The organism is Thermochromatium tepidum ATCC 43061 (assembly GCF_009664085.1).
Classification (GTDB): domain Bacteria; phylum Pseudomonadota; class Gammaproteobacteria; order Chromatiales; family Chromatiaceae; genus Thermochromatium; species Thermochromatium tepidum.
Window position 1 is genome coordinate 1,843,216 of the sequence record NZ_CP039268.1, and the last position, 21,528, is coordinate 1,864,743.

The 21,528-nt window shown below is 61.6% G+C and carries 21 protein-coding genes and 1 tRNA gene; 3 read left to right on the plus strand and 19 right to left on the minus strand.

Annotation, left to right across the window (positions count from 1 at the left end; all coding sequences use genetic code 11):
• Positions 1–66: 66 nt before the first annotated feature.
• The 5 genes from E6P07_RS08335 to E6P07_RS08355 form a co-directional block, all read right to left on the minus strand.
• The gene (locus E6P07_RS08335; RefSeq protein ID WP_153975178.1) at positions 67–663 is read right to left on the minus strand and encodes a 50S ribosomal protein L25/general stress protein Ctc; all 597 of its coding nucleotides are present in this window, start codon (positions 661–663) and stop codon (positions 67–69) included.
• A gap of 113 nt (positions 664–776) precedes the next feature.
• Positions 777–1,730, minus strand: coding sequence for a ribose-phosphate diphosphokinase (locus E6P07_RS08340; RefSeq protein ID WP_153975179.1), 954 nt, complete (start codon positions 1,728–1,730; stop codon positions 777–779).
• A gap of 42 nt (positions 1,731–1,772) precedes the next feature.
• A tRNA-Gln gene (locus tag E6P07_RS08345) sits at positions 1,773–1,847 on the minus strand.
• 28 nt (positions 1,848–1,875) lie between these two features.
• Complete coding sequence (gene ispE, locus E6P07_RS08350; protein ID WP_246172792.1) at positions 1,876–2,748, minus strand: 4-(cytidine 5'-diphospho)-2-C-methyl-D-erythritol kinase; 873 nt, start codon at positions 2,746–2,748, stop codon at positions 1,876–1,878.
• A 16-nt stretch (positions 2,749–2,764) separates the two neighbouring features.
• Positions 2,765–4,537, minus strand: a complete 1,773-nt coding sequence (locus E6P07_RS08355; RefSeq protein WP_153975180.1) for a tetratricopeptide repeat protein — start codon at positions 4,535–4,537, stop codon at positions 2,765–2,767.
• A gap of 182 nt (positions 4,538–4,719) precedes the next feature.
• Here E6P07_RS08355 and hemA point away from each other — a divergent pair, with 182 nt between their 5' ends.
• Together hemA and prfA are read left to right on the plus strand one after the other, a co-directional pair.
• A complete protein-coding gene (gene hemA, locus E6P07_RS08360) occupies positions 4,720–5,994 on the plus strand; it encodes a glutamyl-tRNA reductase (protein ID WP_153975181.1) in 1,275 nt (424 codons plus the stop codon).
• A complete protein-coding gene (gene prfA / locus E6P07_RS08365; protein ID WP_153975182.1) occupies positions 5,991–7,070 on the plus strand; it encodes a peptide chain release factor 1 in 1,080 nt (359 codons plus the stop codon). The genes hemA and prfA overlap by 4 nt, the downstream gene beginning before the upstream one ends.
• A 62-nt stretch (positions 7,071–7,132) precedes the next feature.
• Here prfA and E6P07_RS08370 read toward each other — a convergent pair whose 3' ends face one another.
• The 3 genes from E6P07_RS08370 to E6P07_RS08380 form a co-directional block, all read right to left on the minus strand.
• A complete protein-coding gene (locus E6P07_RS08370; RefSeq protein ID WP_153975183.1) occupies positions 7,133–7,783 on the minus strand; it encodes a CDGSH iron-sulfur domain-containing protein in 651 nt (216 codons plus the stop codon).
• Positions 7,784–7,970: 187 nt separating this feature from the next.
• Positions 7,971–8,690 carry a Crp/Fnr family transcriptional regulator gene (locus E6P07_RS08375; protein ID WP_153975184.1) on the minus strand — a complete coding sequence of 240 codons (720 nt, stop codon included), beginning with the start codon at positions 8,688–8,690 and terminating at the stop codon, positions 7,971–7,973.
• A 53-nt stretch (positions 8,691–8,743) separates the two neighbouring features.
• Positions 8,744–9,754 carry a class 1 fructose-bisphosphatase gene (locus E6P07_RS08380; RefSeq protein WP_153975185.1) on the minus strand — a complete coding sequence of 337 codons (1,011 nt, stop codon included), beginning with the start codon at positions 9,752–9,754 and terminating at the stop codon, positions 8,744–8,746.
• Between the two features lie 60 nt (positions 9,755–9,814).
• Here E6P07_RS08380 and E6P07_RS08385 point away from each other — a divergent pair, with 60 nt between their 5' ends.
• A complete protein-coding gene (locus E6P07_RS08385; protein ID WP_153975186.1) occupies positions 9,815–10,045 on the plus strand; it encodes a hypothetical protein in 231 nt (76 codons plus the stop codon).
• 174 nt (positions 10,046–10,219) lie between these two features.
• Here the strand turns inward: E6P07_RS08385 and flgL are convergent, their stop codons facing one another.
• From flgL to flgB, 11 genes are all read right to left on the minus strand, one after another.
• Positions 10,220–11,500: a flagellar hook-associated protein FlgL gene (gene flgL, locus E6P07_RS08390; RefSeq protein WP_153975187.1), complete on the minus strand. Its 1,281-nt coding sequence runs from the start codon at positions 11,498–11,500 to the stop codon at positions 10,220–10,222.
• 26 nt (positions 11,501–11,526) lie between these two features.
• Complete coding sequence (flgK, locus tag E6P07_RS08395; protein ID WP_153975188.1) at positions 11,527–13,683, minus strand: flagellar hook-associated protein FlgK; 2,157 nt, start codon at positions 13,681–13,683, stop codon at positions 11,527–11,529.
• A 79-nt stretch (positions 13,684–13,762) separates the two neighbouring features.
• A complete protein-coding gene (flgJ, locus tag E6P07_RS08400) occupies positions 13,763–14,878 on the minus strand; it encodes a flagellar assembly peptidoglycan hydrolase FlgJ (protein WP_246172793.1) in 1,116 nt (371 codons plus the stop codon).
• Between the two features lie 7 nt (positions 14,879–14,885).
• Positions 14,886–16,016 carry a flagellar basal body P-ring protein FlgI gene (locus E6P07_RS08405; protein WP_425505163.1) on the minus strand — a complete coding sequence of 377 codons (1,131 nt, stop codon included), beginning with the start codon at positions 16,014–16,016 and terminating at the stop codon, positions 14,886–14,888.
• Between the two features lie 58 nt (positions 16,017–16,074).
• A complete protein-coding gene (gene flgH / locus E6P07_RS08410) occupies positions 16,075–16,773 on the minus strand; it encodes a flagellar basal body L-ring protein FlgH (protein ID WP_153975190.1) in 699 nt (232 codons plus the stop codon).
• 159 nt (positions 16,774–16,932) lie between these two features.
• Entirely contained in the window at positions 16,933–17,724 is a 792-nt protein-coding gene (gene flgG, locus E6P07_RS08415; protein WP_153975191.1) for a flagellar basal-body rod protein FlgG, read from the minus strand.
• 27 nt (positions 17,725–17,751) lie between these two features.
• Positions 17,752–18,492 carry a flagellar basal-body rod protein FlgF gene (flgF, locus tag E6P07_RS08420; protein WP_153975192.1) on the minus strand — a complete coding sequence of 247 codons (741 nt, stop codon included), beginning with the start codon at positions 18,490–18,492 and terminating at the stop codon, positions 17,752–17,754.
• A 26-nt stretch (positions 18,493–18,518) separates the two neighbouring features.
• Positions 18,519–19,856, minus strand: a complete 1,338-nt coding sequence (gene flgE / locus E6P07_RS08425) for a flagellar hook protein FlgE (RefSeq protein ID WP_153975193.1) — start codon at positions 19,854–19,856, stop codon at positions 18,519–18,521.
• Positions 19,857–19,896: 40 nt separating this feature from the next.
• Positions 19,897–20,574, minus strand: a complete 678-nt coding sequence (locus E6P07_RS08430; RefSeq protein WP_153975194.1) for a flagellar hook assembly protein FlgD — start codon at positions 20,572–20,574, stop codon at positions 19,897–19,899.
• 37 nt (positions 20,575–20,611) lie between these two features.
• Positions 20,612–21,031 (minus strand): flagellar basal body rod protein FlgC, encoded by a 420-nt coding sequence (gene flgC, locus E6P07_RS08435; protein ID WP_153975195.1) that lies wholly within the window; start codon positions 21,029–21,031, stop codon positions 20,612–20,614.
• A 4-nt stretch (positions 21,032–21,035) separates the two neighbouring features.
• A complete protein-coding gene (gene flgB, locus E6P07_RS08440) occupies positions 21,036–21,443 on the minus strand; it encodes a flagellar basal body rod protein FlgB (RefSeq protein WP_153975196.1) in 408 nt (135 codons plus the stop codon).
• Positions 21,444–21,528: the final 85 nt, after the last annotated feature.

A 21,528-nucleotide genomic window follows, 5' to 3' on the forward strand; every position in this document is an offset into this window, starting at 1 on the left:
CGCGGACACACCGAGAACCAACGCCAAGCTGAATGAATTGGCTCGCCGAGGGGGAACACGGCCCAATCAGGCCGATTCGGCCTCCTCGCTGTCGCCGTGCGCACCGTGGATCACGACCACAGGCTTGTCCGGATCGGGCGCATGCGCCAAGGCCACGCCCTCGGGCAGCCTGAGCTCGGACAGATGCAAGATCGAGCCGAGTTCCATCTCGGTCATGTCGACGGCGATGAACTCGGGCAGATCCTTGGGGAGACAGACGATCTCGATTTCGGTGATGGTATGAGAGACTACGCCGCCCCGCTTGACGCCCTTACACCTGTCTTCGTTCACGAAGTGTAGAGGAACCGTCATCCTGATCTTCTCGTCCTGCGAGACGCGCATGAAGTCGAGGTGCAGGATGAAGGGCCGGGCCGGATGGCGCTGCATGTCCTTGAGGACCACCTTGTTGACCTGGTCGCCAATCTTGAGGTCGAGCACGTGCGAGTAGAAGGACTCATGCTCCAGGTGCCTCAAGAGCTCATTATGGGACAGCGCGATCATCTGCGGATCCTGGTGTGCGCCATAGACGATGGCTGGAACCAGCCCTTGCCGACGCAGGCGGCGGCTCGCACCCGTCCCAGTGTCGGTACGCGGCTGTGCATTGATTTCAAAACTCACGCTCATTGGCGTTCTCCACTCGATTGGATCGTGATAAACGAATGCGCCGGAATCCCGCGACCAGGATCCCGGCGCCTTTGGAGTGCGCGCCTGGACGGCCCGCAAATAGAGGTATTGACTCAGTCGACGAACAGCGAACTGACCGACTCCTCGTTTGAGACCCGGCGCATGGTCTCGGCCAGCAGCTCGCCGATGCTCAGCTGGCGGATCTTGCCACAGGCTCGCGCCGCCTCGCTCAATGGGATGGTATTGGTGACGACCAGTTCGTCGAGCATCGAATTCGAAATGTTATCGACCGCCGGCCCCGAGAGCACCGGATGGGTGCAGTAGGCCACCACCTTACGCGCTCCATGCGCCTTGAGCGCCTCGGCGGCGCGGCAGAGGGTGCCGGCGGTGTCGACCAGGTCGTCGATCAACACGCAGGAACGCCCCTCAACGTCGCCGATGATGTTCATCACCTGGGCCTCGTTGGCGCGCGGACGGCGTTTGTCAATGATCGCCAGGCCGGCGTCGTCGAGCCGCTTGGCCAGGGCGCGCGCGCGCACTACGCCGCCGACGTCGGGCGAGACCACCATGAGATCTTCGTATTTCTGACGCCAGATATCGCCGAGCAGGATCGGCGAGGCATAGACATTGTCGACTGGGATATCGAAAAACCCCTGGATCTGATCGGCATGGAGATCGACCGTCAACACGCGATCGGCGCCTGATTTGCTGATCATCTTGGCGACCAGGCGCGCCGTGATGGGAACGCGCGCCGAACGCGGACGCCGATCCTGACGCGCATAGCCAAAATAGGGCACGACCGCGGTGATACGCTTGGCCGAGGCCCAACGCAGGGCGTCGATCATCACCAGCAGTTCCATCAGATTGTCGTTGGGCGGTGCACAGGTCGGCTGGACCACGAAGACATCGCGTCCGCGGACATTCTCCTGGATCTCGGCCATGACCTCGCCGTCGCTGAACTGACCGACGACGGCCTTGCCGAGCGGAAGACTAAGATGGGAGACAATTTCGGCCGCCAACGCCGGGTTGGCGTTCCCGGAGAAGACCATGAGTTGGCTTGCAGGCACGGGTGGATTCCTGTCTGCGCGAATGCGAGAAAAACTGGAAAATGGCTGGGGTGCCAGGATTCGAACCTGGGAATGCCGGGATCAAAACCCGGTGCCTTACCGCTTGGCGACACCCCAAGAACAATGGCGTTGGCGCTTAGAGGCTTCAGGCTTGATCCAAACGATCGAGTAACGGGGAGCGGTTAAGCCCCCGTGTTACAAAGCCGCGCATCTGCGCCGGTGCTCGACTCAGCGCTTCCCTGGCACGCGCCTCCTCGTCGAAGACGGCAAAAACGCAGGCCCCCGTGCCTGTCAGTCGACCACCACCCCAAGCGGAGAGCCAATCGAGCGCCGATTCGACTTCGGGATAGTCACGCCGGACAACCGGCAGACAGTCGTTCGTGACATCCCCGCTCAGAAAGTCATCTAGTGTGATGGGTCGCGAATCGCGTGTCAATTCTGGATGAGAAAAAACAGCGCGCGTCGACACCGAACAGGGTGGCACCAACACCAGATACCAGGGCTCAGGCAGCTCGACCGGCTCCAGCCGCTCGCCAACCCCCTCGCCCCAGGCGGCACGCCCGCGCACGAAGACGGGCACATCGGCACCGAGCGGCAGCGCGATGGCCGACAGCGCCGCGTCGTCGAGCCCGGTGCCCCAGAGTCGATTCAGGGCGACCAGGGTGGTGGCGGCATCCGAGCTGCCGCCGCCCAGTCCACCGCCCATCGGCAGGTTTTTCTCACAACGGATATCGACCCCAAGCCGACAGCCGGTGGCGCGTTGGAGCGCGCGTGCCGCCCGTACTGTCAGATCGTCACCCTCAGCCACGCCCGCGAGCGCATCGACCCGACGCACGACGCCGTCCTCACGCAGGTCGAACCATAGCCGGTCACCCTGCTCGATGAACTGGAAAACGGTCTGAAGTTCGTGATAGCCGTCGGGTCGACGCCCGAGGATACGCAGCATCAGGTTGAGTTTGGCCGGGGCCGGCCAGGCGTGCGCGGGATCGCGATCGATCATGTCGGTCTTTTCAGGCATTCAGATTTGCAACCCCTCAATTCGACGTGGCGTCCCGGTTTTCAGGCACACCGCGCGAGAGCCGATGACGACTGACGACCGCTTGCAGATAGACATGGTCCGGATCAGCGGCGACGGCCTTGTCCCAGACCGCCCAGGCCTCAGCGTGCCGACCCAGCGCCCAGAGTACCTCACCCAGATGGGCGGCGATCTCACCGTCTTGAAGCAGCGCATTGGCCTGCTGGAGGTACTCCAGCGCCCGCTCTAGATCGCCGAGACGATAATAGACCCAACCTAGGCTGTCGAGGATCGCCGGTTCATCGGGCTTGAGTGCGTGGGCGCGCTCGATGAGTGCGAGCGCCTCCTCGAAACGATCAGTCTGGTCGGCCAGGGTGTAACCGAGGGCGTTTAGGGCATCGGCATGCTCTGGGTCCGACGCGATGATCTGGCGCAGATCGCGCTCGCCGAGTTCGATCCAGCCGTGCTTCATGGCGTGAAGACCGCGTGCATAGAGCAGGGAATCGTTTTCTGGAAAGACCGCGAGCGCCTCGTCATAGACCGCCCGCGCCTCTTCCGAACGCCCCACCTCCTCAAGGATCTCGGCCTCGACCATGAACAACGCCAGCGCGTTGTCCGATGACTGGTCACGCATCTGTTGCAGGATCTCGCGCGCCTGGCTCACCTCGCCGCGCTTGGCGCGTAGAAAGGCCAGACGCACACGCGCGTCGTCGGCGTGCGCCCCGCCGACCCTGGCATACCAGTCGAGCGCGGTCGCGATATCCTCGGCACGCTCGGCGGTCTGGCCAAGATAGAAGGCGGCCTCGTCCTGGCGCTGTCCGGTCTCGTAAAGTCGCCCGAAATGGAGCCGGGCACCGGCCAGGTCTTCCAATTGGAGCGAGAGGATGCCAACGGCAAAGAGGATGTCGGGATCCTTGGGGTATTCGCGAAGCATCGACTCGAAGACCTGGCGTGCGCTCGAGAACTCGCGCTCGTCGACCAGCAGTTGGCCATAGAGCATCTTGAGCGACCGGGCACCGGGATTGGCCTCGACGAATGACTCCAGCAAGGCGCGCGCCTCGGCGCGCTTGTCGTCCGAGAGCAGCAGACGCACCAACAACAACCGCGGCTCGTCCCAGTCCGGACGCAGCGCCATGGCGCGGCGCGCCGCGCGCTCGGCGACCTCGGGGTGCGAGAGTCCGGCCGCAAGCATAGCCAGGGCCTGATGGGCGTCCGCGCGCTCGGGGAAACGCTCGATCAGTGCCTCCATCATCGCGAGGCGCTCTTGCGGCGTCGGCAGCCGCGCCAGGATCGCCGCCGCCTTGGCAAAGGCCGCCTCACCGCCCTGCCCAGACAGCTCGACCAGGCGCTGGAGATGGATCAGGGCCCCCTCACGATCCCCCGCCTTGAGGCGCAGGAAGGCCGCCACCTGATGGGCATCCGGCGCAGTGGGCGCAAGGGTGAGCCACAGCACCATGGCCTCGTCGGCAACTGCATCGTCCTCGGCGCCAATGGCTGCGCGCACCGCCAGTTCGGCCAGCTCGGGCGCCCGGGTCAACTCGGCAGCCTTGAGATAATGGGTAGAGGCCAGACGCATGTCCCCCTGTCGTCCCGCGACCTCGGCGACCAAGATGTGATAGACCTGATCAGGGTTGAGCCCTGGGATAGGCTTGGGCACGGTCTGTTTGCTCACGACCGGCGGACTCTCGGCGACGGACGCGGGCATCTCGGTGAGGGCTGGGAGGGCGTCCACCTGGAACCCTAGGACCAGCCCAAGAACGACTGGAGCGAACACAAGACGCTGAACGGACATGTTTAAGACATCTCTTCGGATGAAGGCGGGTGTGAGGCGCAAACCCGAGGTCGCGCGGATGTCGAGTATAGCCACGTGGCCAGCGCGGACTGAAGCGCTCCACGCGACATCATTTCGACAAAAAAATTGGTAATATTGCGCCGCATCTCACCCTCCCAATTAGTAGCGACACGATTTCCAATATGAAGCTGCTTGTCCTCGGACTCAACCACAAGACCGCCCCGGTCGACATCCGTGAGCGACTGGCCTTTGGCCCGGACATCATCGCGGCTGCGTTGCGTGATTTGATCGGGTGCACCAGTGTCCTCGAGGGGGTCATCCTCTCGACCTGTAACCGCACCGAGGTCTATTGCGCCGTCCAGGATGGTGCCGAGGAAGCCCTAAGGCGCTGGCTGAGCGGGTTTCATGGCGTCGAGCACGAACGGGTCGACCCCTTCCTCTATGCCTATGCCGACCGCGATGCCGTCGTCCATCTGCTGCGCGTCTCCTGCGGGCTGGACTCGCTGGTGCTCGGTGAGCCACAGATCCTCGGCCAGGTCAAGACCGCCTATCAGACCGCCTGTAACTGCTCGGCCACCGGCAAACTGCTGGGCCGGCTGTTCCAGCATACCTTTTCGGTCGCCAAGACGGTGCGCACCGAGACCGCGATCGGTTCCAACCCAGTGTCGGTGGCCTTCGCTGCCGTCAGCCTGGCGCGCCAGATCTTCTCGGACCTCTCCAAGCAGACCGCGCTCCTGATCGGCGCCGGCGAGACCATCGAGCTAGCCGCGCGCCATCTACACCACAATGGCATCGGGCGCATCATCGTTGCCAACCGCACCGTCGAGCGCGCCCACGATCTCGCGGCCCAGTTCGAGGGCTTCGCCATCTCGCTGACCGAGATCGCCAACCATCTGTCCGAGGCCGACATCGTCATCGCCTCCACCGCCAGCCCACTGCCGGTACTCGGCAAGGGCACGGTCGAGCGCGCGCTCAAAAAGCGCAAGCATCGACCAATCTTCATGGTCGATATCGCGGTGCCGCGCGACATCGAGCCCGAGGTCGGGGAACTCGCCGACGTCTATCTCTATACGGTCGACGATCTGAAGGGTGTCATCGACGAAAGTCTGCGCTCGCGTCAGGCCGCCGCCGCGCAGGCCGAGGAGATCATCGACTTCCACGCCGGCGAGTTCATGGCCTGGCTGCGCTCGCTGGATGCCGCCGGCCTGATCCAGGACTACCGTCAGCGTTCCGAGGAGCTGCGCGACGAGGTCCTGGCCCGTGCGCGTCGCCAACTGGAAGCCGGCAAACCGCCGCTCGAGGTGCTCAACTTCCTCGCCCACACGCTCACCAACAAGCTGCTGCACGCCCCAAGTTCGCGTCTGCGTCAGGCCGCGCGCGATGGCGACGCGGTCCTCCTGGAGGCGGCCAACGAACTGTTCCAGCTGACACCCGATCGGACACAGTCTAAGGCATGACCCCTTCGATTCGCGCCAAGCTGGAGCGCGTCGCCGAGCGCTTCGGCGAAGTCATGGCGCTCCTGGCCGAGCCTGAAATCCAGTCCGACCAGGGGCGCTTTCGCGATCTCAGTCGCGAGTACGCCCAGATTCAACCGCTGATGGCATGCTACCAGCGCTATCGCGACGCCGAGCGTGAACTGGCCGCCGCCGAGGAGTTGCTGACCGATCCTGAGATGGCCGGGCTCGCCCAGGATGAGATCGAGGCTGCGCGCAAACGCCTGGACGCGCTCGAACCCGAGTTGCAGACACTCCTGATCCCGCCGGATCCCAATGATCACTGCAATGTCTTTCTCGAGATCCGTGCCGGAACCGGCGGGGCCGAGGCGGCGCTGTTCGCCGGCGACCTGATGCGCATGTACATGCGCTATGCGGAGCTCGTCGGCTGGCGCACCGAACAGGTCTCGGCCAGCGAGGGTGAGCTGGGCGGCTACAAAGAGGTCGTGATCCGGATCAGCGGCAACGGCGTCTATTCGCGTCTGAAGTTCGAGCCTGGCGCGCATCGCGTCCAGCGTGTGCCCGAAACCGAGTCGCAAGGTCGCATCCACACCTCAGCCTGTACCGTCGCCGTGCTGCCCGAGGTCGAGGCGATCGACGCCATCGCGATCAACCCCAATGATCTGCGCATCGATACCTATCGCTCCTCAGGTGCCGGCGGTCAACATGTCAACAAGACGGATTCGGCGATCCGGATCACCCATCTGCCGTCCGGCATCGTGGTCGAGTGTCAGGAAGAACGCTCGCAACACAAAAACCGCGCCAAGGCCATGGCCCTGCTGCATGCCAAGCTGCTCGCCAGTGCGCGCGAGACGCAGGCCAGCGAGCAATCCGAGTCGCGTCGGCTCCAGGTCGGCAGCGGAGATCGTTCCGAGCGTATCCGCACCTACAACTTCCCGCAGAACCGGCTGACCGATCATCGCATCAACCTCACGCTCTACAAGCTCGACGAGGTGATGAGCGGACAGCTCGATCAGGTCATAGAGCCCCTGCTGGCTGAATACCGCGCCGAGCAGCTCGCGGCCATGATGGCAGGCTGAGCGGCTCGGCGCCGATTTCGATGCCGTGGCGTGCGCCGGTCGAACGGCACGGCTGCTCCCGTTCAGTCTGACTTGAATCCCAGCGTGCGATGGCTGCCGTCACAGAAGGGTGTGTTCTTCGACGCCCCGCAGCGACAGAGCGCAGTCTGCGTCCCCTCCCAGGCCGGACGTCCAGAACCGGCAAGGATGGTCAGGTTCCCCTCGAGCTTGAGCGGGCCGTTTGGCATCACCCGCACCCTCAGCGGGCCGCCGCGCTCGCTCAGTCCGGGGCCGCGTGAGCCGACAGCACCGCCGTCCTCAAACCGCACCTCGACATGGCTGTTGTCGCAGAACGGCTTGTTCTTCGAGGCCCCGCAGCGACAGAGCGCAACCCGCCGGCGCACGCCTGGCATATCTTCCGGCGCACCCTCGATCTCCAGATCGCCCGTGAGATAGAGCGGACCATTGTTGGCAACCAGGCAGCGATTCTCGGCAGGGGCAGGTTCGGGTGTGCCGATCTTGTCGCGATAACTCAGGGCGCCGGTCGGACAGCGCTCGACCACCTCGCGCACCTCGGCGCGCGACACCGCGTCGGGCTGGCACCAGGGCTCGCGCCCGGCGACGAACAGCTCGCCCTCGGCCTTGCCGCACTCGCCGAGATGGATACAGAGTCGGCTATCCCAGCTGACATCGATCTCTCGGCCCTCGAAGACGGTGATTGGCTCAGTGCTCATCGGCTATCCCCTCGTGATTCAGCGCTTGATGGTTGAAGGTCGGCCAGGGGGTTCACCCGCCGCCAGGTCCGGATATGGTAGGAGTCTTTAGTGAATCCAAGCGACGAGGGCGGTCTGATCGTCGGCCAGGGTGTTACCTGAGATCAGGGACACCAGGTCAAGGATTGCCTCATGCCTGAGCGAAATTCTAAGGGCGCTGCCCTCGGGTGCCGAGCGAGCCGGCGTCGTCGGCGTCGAGCAGGTCGGTCAATTCGGCGATCTCCAGCAGTGCATGCGGATCGAGCACACGCACCAGGGCCCCCTCCATCCGGATGACACCCTGCTCGGTGAGTGACTTGATGACGCGCGAAAAGGTCTCGGGTTGAACCGACAACCGCGAGGCCAGCACCGCTTTGCGTACGTCGAGTTCGAGCGACCGCGCGCCCGGCGGCAGGTGCGAGGCGAGATAGCGGGCGACGCGACTGGTCGCGGTGTGCAGCGTCAGGTCGTCGATCTCGCCGATGAGCGCGCGCAGACGCTGACTCAGCGCACCGAGCAGCACGAAGCAGGTCGCGACCGACTCGCGCAGCATGGCGGCGAAGTCAGACGAGTCGATGGCGATCAGCTCGGAGTCGGCGAGTGCAGCCGCGCCGACCGGATAGCGGGGCGCATTGAGGAACATCAGCGCCTCGGCGAAGGTCTGGCCTGGGTTGACGATCTCGATGACCTTCTCCGCGCCCTCGGGCGAGAGTCGAAACAACCGCATCTGGCCCGAGAGCAGGAGATAGAAGCGCGTGGCCGGATCGCCCTGGCTGAAGAGCAGTTGCTCGGCGCTCAACCTGAAGCGGCTTGCATGCCGCACGACCCGCTCGAGCTGGTTCGGCTCGAGACGCGAAAACAGGGGCGCGCGGCGCAGTTCGTCGATCATGGTTGGCTTCCAGGTGGCGGGTGGCCACATCCAAGGAGTCATTCGGCGCTTCCCTAGGCCTGATGGTAGCTCAGGATCCGCTCGACCTCGTTTTTGGAGCCGAGGATCACGGGCACACGCTGGTGCAGCGACTCGGGCTGTAGATCCAGGATGCGCTCGCGACCGGTGATCGCCCCCCCGCCGGCCTGCTCGACGATGAATGACATGGGGTTGGCCTCGTAGAGCAGACGGAGCTTTCCGCCCTGACCCTTGGCCTGCATCTTCGAGTCCATTGGATACATGAAGACCCCACCGCGGGTCAGGATGCGATGCACCTCGGCGACCATGGAGGCGATCCAGCGCATGTTGAAGTCCTTGCCGCGCGGCCCCTCCTTTCCGTCCAGACACTCCTGGATATAGCGGCGCACCGGCGGCTCCCAGAAGCGCATGTTGGACATATTGATCGCAAACTCGCTGGTATCGGCCGGAATCTGCATCCTGGGATGGGTGAGGATGAACTCGCCGATGTTCTGATCGAGCGTGAAGCCATTGACCCCATTGCCTGTAGTCAGGACCAGCATGGTCGAGGGACCGTAGAGCGCATAGCCGGCGGCGACCTGCTGGGTGCCGGCCTGAAGGAAGTCACGCTCGGTCGGCTCAGAACCGCCGCCCGGACAGCGCAGGATCGAGAAGATGGTCCCGACCGAGACATTGACGTCGATATTGGAGGAGCCGTCGAGCGGGTCGAAGGTCAGCAGATACTTGCCACGCGGATATTTGGCCGGGATGGGATAGATCGCGTCCATCTCCTCCGAGGCCATGGCCGCCAGGTGCCCGGCCCATTCGTTGGACTTGATGAAGACCTCGTTGGAGAGGACATCGAGCTTCTTTTGCGTCTCACCCTGGACGTTCTCGGTGCCGGCGCTGCCCAGGGCGCCGACTAGGGCGCCGTGGTTGACCAGGTGGCTGATGACCTTGCAGGCCGTGACGATGTCGTTGAGCAACGAGGTAAAGTCACCGGTGGCCCCGGCGATATGGCGCTGCTCCTCGATGATGAACTGGGTGAGGCTGGTACCGTTGTGCATGCTGCTCCTCGTCTCGAATCCAAGAAGGTATTGTCTTGTCGGTGGCGCAGTATAAGGCCCTTGGCGGTCGGACAGAACCCCAGACAGGTCAGCCGACGCCGAGCCAAGGCCAAGCTCAGGGTGGCCCGGCTGGATCAGCGGATCAAGAACCGACGTCGGGTCGTCCTCCATGAACGGTTGGAGCGGCTGACCCGCACCGATCGGGTCATCAGGCGCGAAGACCTAAATATCAAAGGGCTGGCAAAAAACCGCCGGCGCGCCCGCGCCGTGTCGGATGCCGGACTTGGTTAAGTGGCGGCAGATCGAATTACGGTCGCGACGCGCGCCGGCGCGACCTAAACGCATGCCCGAGGCAGGTCAGACGGGAAACCCACACCGGCGATGACGGCGTGAACATGGCTGAGGGGTTCGGACATTGACCAGATCTTCTCTGGATATCGATGAGTGGCACTCGCGAGGGCGATTTCAGAGAAAATCAAACAGCGACAGCCGGCTGGTCTGGGCATAGGTCTGCCGGGCGGCCTGCAGGACGGTCTGCTGGAGCTGGAAACGGCTGATGGCCTCGGCGTAGTCGAGATCCTGGATGTCTGAGAGCGTGCTATTGAGATCCACGAGGCGTTCGTCGTTGAGCTCGGTCTGGGTATCGATCACGCTCAGCCGCAGACCGACTGAGGTGCGGACCTCGTTGAGCCGCCCCAGCCCAGCATCGAGGTTACGCAAGGCCATGCTGGTGGCGCGTGACAGTGTCTCGCGGGTGGTGTCTTGGGTGGCCGGCATCTCAAGGACCCTGGCGATGTCGTCGAGCGTCTTGAAGAGATCGACCTGGGTGATTGGGCGCGAGAGGATCTCATCGTTAGGACTGGGCAGGGTCGCAGGTACAGTGTTGGGAAGCGTCAGGGTAACGCGCCGCCCGGCAAACTCGATCGGCTGGTTGGCCACATAGGGACCGCCGATCAGCGCGCCGTTTTGGTCCTTGACCGCGTTTCCATCGGGATCAAGCACCTTGTACACCAGATTTCCATTGCCGTCGTCTTCGAAGCGGATGCGAAAGGTCTTTCCGGCACTGTTTAGGGACTGCTGCAGATCGGCGACTTCGGTCTTGAGATCCACCCCAACCACGCCATTGAGACTATTGCCTGGTGCCAGCACCGCCTCGGTCAACAAGCCGCTGCGCTCCGGGATATTCATGAAGACATGGGCACCCGTGTCTCCAGTGGCGATGCGCCGGTTGCTGCTGATGTCGACCTCACGGACGGCCCCTGGCCCCTCGGCACCGACATAGGTCACGCGACCGTCGTCGCCGACGACAAAGGGTTGATGCTGTGAGCGCGTGCCTGCGAACAGATATTCGCCATTGGCCTCCCGACTGTTGGCCAGCCCCAGGATGTCGGAGCGGAGCTGACGGATCTCGCTGGCGATGATCTTGCGGTTTTCCGGGTTGTAGGTGTCGTTGTTGCTCGCGACCACGAGTTCGCGCGCGCGCTGCAAGAGATTGGTCACCGCGACCAACTGCGCCTCTTCGTATTCGAGCCTGGGCTTGGCATAGTCGGCATTGCGCTGATACTGCTCGGTGTTCTTGATGGCTGCCTTGAATTGCACAGCCTGGGTCGCGCCACCCGGATCATCGGCTGGGGTCAGGATGCGCCGGCCCGTGGCCAATTGCAGTCCGGTCTTGTTGAACTTCGACTGCGCGCTCTGCATGGCCGAGAGGCCCGACTGGAAGATCTGATTGGTTGAGACTCGCATCGACCCATATCCTCCGGGCGCGTGCCTCAGCGACGCACCGCATTGAGCAGGGTATCGAACATGGTATTAGAGGTCGCGATTATCTGGGCGGCGGCCTGGTAGGCCTGCTGGAAGCGCAGCATGTTCGCCGCCTCTTCATCGAGATTGACCCCCGAGAGCGCCTCGCGTTGCTGTTGTGCCGACTCCAGCAGGGCGGCGCTCGCATCACGACTGATCTGGGCGCGGCGCGTCTGGGTGCCGACATCGGCAAGCAGGGTGTCGTAGCCGCCCTGGAGGGTGGTGCGCCCCTGGATGAGGCGCTCGCCCTGGATGCCGGCCATCACCAGCATGTTGCGGTTGTCACCCGGTCGGTCCTTGCTCAGTTCGACCGTGAACAGATCGCCCGTCGCCGGTGTGCCGCGGATGTCCATCTCCCATCCTGGACCTGTGATGGTGGTCACGGGCGGCGTGGTCATCGCGACCGGAAAGTCATCGACCTGGATATCGACCACCGTGCCCGTGCCATTGCTGGGCTTGCCCTGGATCTTCAACTCCCAGCCGTTGGCGCGGATGGTGGTGGTCCCGGTCGGGTCGAGCGCGAAACGCTCCTCGCCCACCACGAACTGGTTCTTGACCGCGTCGAAGGTCACAGACACGGGCGTGGACAGATCGGCGTTCTTGGTGTCGAGCACGCGGAATGATTCGACCTTGGCGGAACCGGCCTCCGTGCCATAGCGCGGCGTCAGCAGAACAAAGCCGTCTCCCGTCGCATTGCCGACCACGGCGGCGGGCAGATAGGTCTCAGGCGTGGCCGGATCCGTCTCGCTCATGCGCAGGGCGACGGGTCTGGCATCGCCCGTGTTGCGCGACTCGGCCAGGGCACCCGAGCTCGCGGCGAGCTTGGCCGGATCTATCATGGCCATCTTCAGGTGGGTGGCCGCGAAACGCGTCGGCTGGATCAGCCAGGCATCGCCTGTGACCGCCGCGTCGATATCCTTGGTATCGATGCGCAGACCATCGGCAATCAGGACGCTCGGGTCGTTGGCATCCAGCTCGTAGGGCACGGTCGTGTTCTCGGGCAAGCGTATCAGCTGGAATCCGTTCTCTGTCTGTCGCAGACGATAGTCGCTGGGGGTCAGCTGGCTGACATCCCCGATCGTCACGCCCGGCATGGCATCGACGCTATTGCCGATGACCGATCTGACCACGACCTTCGGTAGCTCGAAGATATCGGTGCCCAGTTCGCCGTTCAGATCCAGACCGAGCCGGTTCTGTTCGTTGAAGCGGGTTGCCAGGTTCAGCGCGGTCAGCCCCAGCTCGTTCTGCGCCTTGTCGAGCAGCTTGGTGCGCGTCTCCAGCAGACCGCCAACCTCGCCGCCCGTCAAGAAACGGCTGATATTGATCGGCTGAGTGTTGCTGCTCGTGGTCGTCCTCAGACCGACATCCCAGTTGACGGGATCGCCGGACAGATTCGAGAAGGTCAGCGCGCTGGCATTGGCACCAAGCACCAATGCCTGTCCATTGCCGATAAAGACACTCACGGAACCATCGTCTTGCGCGCTGACCGAGAGATCGACCTTTTCGGCCAGCTTGCCCAGGATGGTGTCGCGCCGGTCGAGCAGGTCATTGGGCGGAGATCCGGCCGTGGATCGCGCTGCGATCTGTTTATTGAGATCGGCGATGGATTTGGCGTATTGGTTGATCTCTTCGATGGCGGTTCCGATCTGTCCATTGAGCAGACGTCGCTGTTCGGCCAGACGCTCGTTGATCGACTCGAAGCGTCCTTCCAAGGTTGCGGCCTCATTGAGCATGACCATGCGCGCCGGAAGCCCGGTCGGGTCACTGGCCACGTCCTGCACAGAGGCGAAGAAGTTCTCAAGCGTCGGCGCGAGCCCAGTGTTCTGATCGGCCAAAAGGTTGTCGATGCGTTCGGCAAAGTCGGCACGTGTGGTGGCATTGGCGTTGCTGCTCAGGCTGGTGCGCAGCTGGGCCTCGAGCCAATCGTCCTGGAGCCGTCGAATACCTGTGATCTGGACGCCCTGCCCCACATAGCCAGGCCCCAACCGCTGCGGGTTGTTGGTCGCGAATTCGACCCGCTGGCGGCTGTAACCCTCGGTGGCGGCATTGGCGATGTTGTGGCTGGTCGTCGCCAGGGCGCGCTGGAACGCCAACAGACCGGTGAGACCGGTTCCCAAGACGCTCATGGCTTCACCCCATTCGTCGTTGATTCATGATGACCCCGCCGTGGTTTTGATTCGGCCATGACTGGTTGGAATACCAGACTCAACCCTTGGTAGGGGTATCGGCCTGGGCGGCGGAAACTTGAGTCGCATTCTGGGTTTGCGCCTCGATGGCTGCAATGATCGCAAGCACGCGGTCGCGAATACCCAGGATCTTGCTGGCATAGCGCGGATCCGTGGCATAACCGGCCCTTTGCAGTCCGCGGATGAACTCTTCGCCGGTGCGACTCTTGAGCGCCTCGCCGTAGCGCGGATTCCGCTTGAGGAAGGCAACATAGTCAACGAAAGAGTCGGCCGGGGTCTCGTAGGCGCGAAACCTGGCTTGCTCGCGCTGCGCCACACCGTTGCGATATTCGAGCGTGCCCACGCTGACGCTCTCTCCCTGCCAGCTGCGATCGGCCTTGATGCCGAAGAGGTTAAAGCTGCTCTCTCCATTGGCACGGCGCGGGATGTTCCGGCCCCAGCCGGTCTCCAGCGCACTCTGGGCCAAGAGGACACTGGTGTCCATGCCCAGGATCTCAGCGGCCTGTTCGGCATAGGGCTTGAGATAGGCAACGAACTCATCGGCGTTGCGCGGCGGCCAACGCCCCCCGCTGTTGACGGGCGGGGCCGAACGGCCGGCGCCGGCTTCCGTGGTCGTCAGGTCAGTGGTCATTGTGGTGCCGGCTGGTGTTTCGGATGGACTTGCCGCCGTCTCCACCGACTTGGTCTCGGTCTCTTCGATCGCTGCCTCGACCTGGCGTCGCTTGAAGCTCTTGAGCAGGGGGTTACGCTCCGGGACCATCAGCCTGGCCGGATCGCGCTCGGCACGCCCTTCCTCGCTCAATTCGGGCGCCAGCTGACGCAACAGCGCCTTGCGAAGACCCAAGCCCTCACCCTCGCTCAGGGCGGTGGCGATCTGCTGATCGTAGAGATCCTGATAGATCTGGGTCTGGCTCGAGTCGAAGAGCCCCCCACCGAGGGTGGTCGAGCGCATCTGCTTGAGCATCTGCCCGATCAGCAGCGACTCGAAGGCGCGCGCGGCGGCCTCCAACCCCTCGGCGCCGCCGTCACGCACCAGACGCGAGAGTCCCTGATAGGTGTTCGGGTCCGCGACCAAGCCGCCCATCGGCAACTGACTCGTGGCCAAACCCAGTGATGAGGCGACTGTCGGGAGCATATCCGTCTCAGATCACGACCAGCTCGGCACGTAGTGCGCCGGCCTCGCGTAGGGCCTCCAGGATGGCAACCAGATCGCCGGGCGCCGCCCCGACCTCGTTGATCGCATCGACGATGTCGCCGAGCGCGGTGCCTGGGTCAAAGAGGAACATGCGGTTTTGGTCCTGTTTGACCTCGACAGTGCTCTGCGGCACGACCGCCGTCTGTCCCTGTGCCAGGGCGTTCGGTTGCGAGACGGCTGGGTTCTCGCCGATCGCGACCGTGAGGTTGCCGTGCGTGACGGCCGCTGGACGCACGGTCACCCCGGCCCCCATGACCACGGTCCCGGTCCGGGCGTTGATCACGACCCGTGCCGGCGGCTCGGCGGCCTCGAGTGTGAGGTTCTCGAGCATGGAGACGAAGGTCACGCGTTGATTGGGATTGCTGGGCGCGCGCACCTGGACCGAGGAACCATCAAGCGCCTGGGCGAGTTCCTCGCCAAAGCTGGCGTTGATGACATCGGCCATGCGGTAGGCAGTGGTGAAGTCCGGCTGGTGCAGGCTGAGCGTGAGATAGCTGCCCTGATTGAAACTGGTCGGCACCTCGCGCTCGACCGTGGCACCATTCGGGACCCGCCCCACACTCGGCACATTCACCGTGATCCGGCTGCCGTCGGCACCACCGGCCCCAAAGCCACCGACCGTGAGATTGCCCTGGGCGATGGCATAGATCTGGCCATCGGCCCCCTTGAGCGGCGTCATCAGCAGGGTTCCGCCGCGCAGACTCTTGGCATTGCCCAGCGAAGAGACGGTGACATCCAAACGCTGACCTGGTTTGGCGAAGGGAGGCAGATCGGTGGTCACCATGACGGCTGCCAGGTTCTTGGTCTGGGGATTGACCCCTTCAGGCAGCGTCACCCCCAGTTGGTTGAGCATGTTCTTGAGACTCTGGGTGCTGAAGGGCGCCTGATCTCCGGTGCCGTCCAGTCCGACGACCAGACCATAGCCGATCAACTGGTTGTTGCGCACGCCGACGATGCTCGCCAGATCCTTGATGCGTTCCACCCCCCCTGCGTTCCAGTTGCCGAATTGGCTCAGTTCGCGTGGCTGGATCTCGTTTCCGGCCAGGGGCGCGGTCACGGCGATCAGGCAACCCGCCATCAACAGTATCGAGCGTGTGCGTGTCAGGAGGCTGTTCATCGAAGATCCCCTGTGTTCGTCAAATGGGCCAGATCGGGCTGTTGAAGAAACGTGTCAACCAGCCTGCCGTATTGCTGTCGCGTAGCACACCTGTTCCGCCGTAATAGATCTGGGCGTTGGCGATCTGGGTCGATTTGACCTTGTTGTCGCGGGTGATGTCGCTGGGACGTACGATGCCGCGCAGGCGGATGTATTCGTTGCCCTGATTGATCCCGAGCCATTTCTCGCCCTGGATGATCAGATTGCCGTTGGGTAGCACCTCGGCGACCGTGACCGTAATCTCACCCGTGAATTGATTGCTTTGGCTGGAATTGCCCGAGCCGTCGAAGGCGCGCTTATTCTTGTTCTTAAGCCCGAGCAACTGGGCTTGGGCGTCCGGAAGTAGCGTCTTGCCGGCGATCGTGACATTGCCGAAGTCCATCTCGGCGCTCGAATCCTTGGCGGTCGAGGTCGCCGACGACTTCTTGGCATCGGTCTTTTCGCTCAGCACCACGGTCACCAGATCGCCAACCCGATGGGCCTTGTGGTCTTCGAACAGGCTTGAGCCTAAGGTCGGTTGAAAGATCGCCCCGTTGTTCAAGGCCGCTGGACGCGGCTCCAGGGGGGCGATCGGCTGATATTCAGGTGAATCACCTGGCTTGGGCGGATTGAGCGTGGCACAACCAGAGAGTGCGAAGGCGGCCAGCAGACTGCCCAGGGTTTTCGGATAAGTCTTCATGATATTTCAGCAACTCCCGATTGAACCATGGCACCTGATCATGATCGCGCAGAGACTCAACTCGACGGATGTGATCGATGCTGGGACGCGATCGTGATTCGAGGCGTCAAGGGTCGATTCGTCATCGAAGCAAGCAGAAATCGCACCAATCACCCTGATTTAACGTGCCAGATTGTTATTGACGAACTGGAGCATTCCATCGGCCGCTGCGATGGCCTTTGAATTGACCTCATAGGCCCGCTGGGTCTCGATCATGTTGACCAGCTCCTCGGCCATGTTGACATTGCTGGTCTCCAACGAGCACTGCACCAGGCTCCCGAATCCATTCTCGCCTGGATTGGACTGCTGTGGCGCCCCCGAGGCGGTCGTCTCCTTGTAGAGATTCTCGCCGAGCGGTTGCAAACCGGCTGGATTGATGAAATTGGCCAGCTGGATCTGGCCCAATTCGGTTGCCTCGGTCGCGCCCGGGAGCTTGACCGAGACCGTGCCATCCTTACCGATGGTGATACTCTCGGCGTTCTCTGGGACCGTGAGACCGGGTTGCAAGGCATAACCGCTGGAGGTGACGATCTCACCGTTGGCATTGAGCTGAAAACTACCATCCCGGGTATAGCCGATCTCACCATTCGGCATCAGGATCTGAAAAAACCCTTGACCCTCGATGGCGAGGTCCAGCGGATTCCCGGTCTCGACGAAGCTCCCCTGGGCGAACAGCTTCTGCGTCGCCACGGTGCGCACACCCGTCCCGACCGTCAGTCCCGAGGGGAGCTGGGTCGTCTGGGTCGTCTGGGTGCCCGGCGGGCGGCAGCTGTGATAGATCAGGTCCTCGAACACGGCGCGCCCCTTCTTGAAGCCCGTGGTATTGACGTTGGCCAGATTGTTGGATACCACGGACATGCGCGTCTGCTGGGCGTCGAGTCCGGTCTTGGCGATCCAAAGCGCTTGATTCATGATCCACTCCCAAAGGGTCCGCCAGGTTCAGCTAACCGCCAGTAGGCGATTGTGGGTCTTCTCATTGCTGTTGGCGGTCTCCATCATTTTGATCTGGGTTTCGAAGGTGCGCGAAAGCTCGATCATGCGCGTCAGACAGGCCACGGTATTGACGTTGCTCGTCTCCAGCATCCCACTCACGACCCGCACCCCGGCATCCGGCACTGCCGCCTGACCATCCTGCGAGCGGATCAATCCGTCTTCACCCCGTCTCAGGGTTTGGGTGTCCGGATTGACCAGACGCAACCGATCGACCACCACCAAGGCATTGGCCGCGGCCCCCGCCGGCTGGATGGTGATGGTGCCATCCGCCCCTATGGTCAGGCGCTCGTAATCCGGGATCGTGATCGGACCACCCTCGCCGAGCACCGCCAGTCCGCGCGCATCGCGCAGCACCCCCGCGGCGTCGCGATGTAGATTACCGGCCCGGGTGTAGGCCTCACCGCCGTCCTCGGTCTGGACCACCAAAAAGCCTTGGTCCTGGATGGCGACGTCGAGATCCCGTCCCGTGGCCTGGAGCGTGCCGGGACAGAAGTCGATGACCTGATTGCCCACCTGCACATAATCGCGCGAGTCGTAGACCGGTCCGCGCACCGGGGCGGTATAGGCATAGGCCAGTGCCTGACGAAAACCCGTGGTGTTGGCATTGGCCAGGTTGGCATTGTTGATCGATTGGGCATAGGCCGTTTCCTTGGCACCCGACATCGCGAGATAGAGAAAACGGTCCATGGATCAGCCTCCGGTCGGTGCGTCGTTTAACGCAGGTTGAGGATAGTCTGGGTCATCTGATCCGCTGTCGAGATGGTCTTGGCGTTCGCTTCGTAATTGCGCTGCGCCGTGATCATATTGACCAGTTCTTCGGTGAGATCGACATTCGAGTTTTCGAGTGCGCAAGATTGGATGGAACCGAGTCGCCCCTCACCTGCTGCCCCATAGACAGGCTGACCCGAACCATAGCTTTGTGCCCAGTTATTATCGCCAAGCTTGGCCAGACCTTGGGGATTTTTGAAATTCGCCATCGCCACTTGACCCAAAATATGCGATTGTCCATTCGAGTAACGCGCAAACACGATGCCACTGGTGTCGACATCAAAGCCGCTCAGGGTTCCTGATGAATAACCATCTTGCGTTAGATCGATGACCGAGTTTTTCGAAGCGGAAAATTGGGTGGCTTTGTCCAATTTGATCGAGGCTACCAGGGCATCGGCCCCATTATCTTCGAATGCCGGCATACTGATCGGGATAACGGCATCCGCAGAAGGAACCTCGGCGCCATTGACAGTGCTCAGGGTTCCATCCGTCTTGAACACGATCTCGATCGGTCCTCCGGTTCCGGTCGCATCGATCATCATGGGTGGATTCGGAGGGGTTGCATTATTGACATCATACATACCGACGTGAACCTGCCAGGTCAAAGGACCAGTCTTGACGAAATACATCGTCACATCACGCGGAGAACCCAGCGAATCATAGACCTGATAGGTCGTCGACCAATTATAGGATTCAGGATCTGGAAGCGTATTAGGAAGTTCTTCTGGCCAAGCAAATTCTGGTCCACCAATTTCAGTGATGATTTCCTCGTCGGCATTTAGATTAAAATTGATGTCGACAGACCCAGTGGCCTTGGCAGCTATGTTGTCCAGAGGCAACTGGAGATCCTCGAGCTGACCAGAATTGAACGCAGCGATATTGCTTTTTGGGATCTGAGGCGGATAGACCTGCAGTCGTTTCCCAGCAGAGCTGACGACATATCCATCACGATCGACTTGAAAGGTACCGTTGCGCGTATAGACCATTTCATCCTGACCTGACTCATTACGCAACACAAAAAACCCTTCACCATTGATCGCCAGATCCAGTGTGTTTCCAGTCAGCTGAATACTTCCCTGCGAAAACTGTTGAGTGACGGCTGCCAAACGGACACCCACGGCTGCTTGATTGACACAGGTACCAAAGGATGACGCATAAATATCGGCAAACTCGGCACGTGATTTTTTGAAACCAATGGTCGACGAGTTGGCGATATTGTTACCCGTAACCTCAAGATCCTTGGCGGCTGCACGCAGACCGCTCAAGCCGATACTGAAAGACATGATGTCATCTCCTGGAAAAGCTCAAACAATTATCGCCTCATCAACTGACACGCAGGACATCCGAAAACGAAACTGTCCCGATCCCCTGAACGCTGAGGGTCAATCCTGTATCCGAGCTCTCGGCCGAAACACTCCTGACTTGGCCATTGAGATAAGGGGTCAAGGCCTCAGTCACACCGTTGATCTGTGCACTGACCCTGAATTCATACTGGCCGGCTGGGGCTTTAGAACCATTGGCTAGCTTGCCATCCCAATTAAACTCTTGAAGACCAGAATTCAATGTGCCCAAATCCAGAGTACGGACCAGCTGACCACTCGCATTGTAGATATCGACCCTTGTCTGAGTCGCAGAACTCGATAGCTCTACCGCACCGCTTACGCCCTGTCCCTCAGATAACTCCATCTTGTTAGATGGAACTAGCACACTTTTACCTACCAATGAGGCCGCTTCTAAAGCCTGGCCCTGCAATAGTGTCTGTGACAGAGACTTGAATGAACTCGTCAGATCCTGAATACCAGTCAGGGTCGAAAACTGGGCCATCTGTGCAACGAAGTCCTCGTTTTTGACTGGATTGGTCGGGTCTTGGGTCGTTAGCTGGGTAGTCAAAAGCCTGAGAAAATCTTCTTGACCAAGTTCATTATCACCTTGAACGCTCGATTTTGGCGAATAGGCAGTCAAGCCGAGTCCGCTCAAATAATCAGTACTCACTTCTGTCATGATGGCCGCTCCTAAAAAAATACAGATCAATGCGGAATCAGCTCTGACCCACCTGCAGGGTCCGCTGTAACAGGGCGCGCGTGGTCGTCAGTACCTCGACATTGGCCTCGTAGCTGCGCGAGGCCGACATCATGTTGGCCATCTCCTCGACGACATTGATCGCCGGTCGAAACACATAGCCATCTTTATTGGCATGTGGATGATTGGGTTCATAAGTTGGAATCGGTTCACACTCGCTATCGACGATTCCTGCGACCCGCACCGGCATGGCAACACCATTCGGATCCTCCTGATCGATCACAGTCTGAAAGAGCACCTGCTTGCCACGATAGGTCGCCTCCGGGCTCGAGGCCGTTGTCGAGGCATTTGCCATGTTAGAGGCCACGGTATTGAGCCGTACCGACTGGGCCGTCAGCGCAGAGGCCGAGGTATTGAAGATACGAAACAGATCGCTCATGGCATCACTCTTTACTTAGGGCCTTGCGTAGACTCGCGACCCGGCGATCGAGAAATTCAAGCGTGCTTTGATAATGCACGGTGTTCTCAGCGAAGGCCGCGCGCTCGAGTTGTGGATCAACGGTATTGCCATCCAATGACGGCTGAGCCGGGATACGATAGAGCAGCTCGGGCTTCAGTGCCTTGGATTTATCGATCTCATTCGTCAAATGATTGGGTTGGGTTCGCGTCAGTTTTAGACGATTGGTCATCCCCTCGACCTCGGCCAGCACCTCGGTGAAATGAAAGTCACGCGCCTTGTAATTCGGCGTATCAACGTTGGCGAGATTGGAGGCTAGAAGCTCGGCACGACGGGCCTTAATGAGCACCGCCGAGGGCAGGACTCCAAAGGCTTTGTCGAGCGAGAGACTCATGGTTTCGGCATCCGCAACTCAGGTTGCTTGATAAAATGCAACCGACATGCCAGCCGATTGGAGAACCCTTCTTCACGGGCTTCAC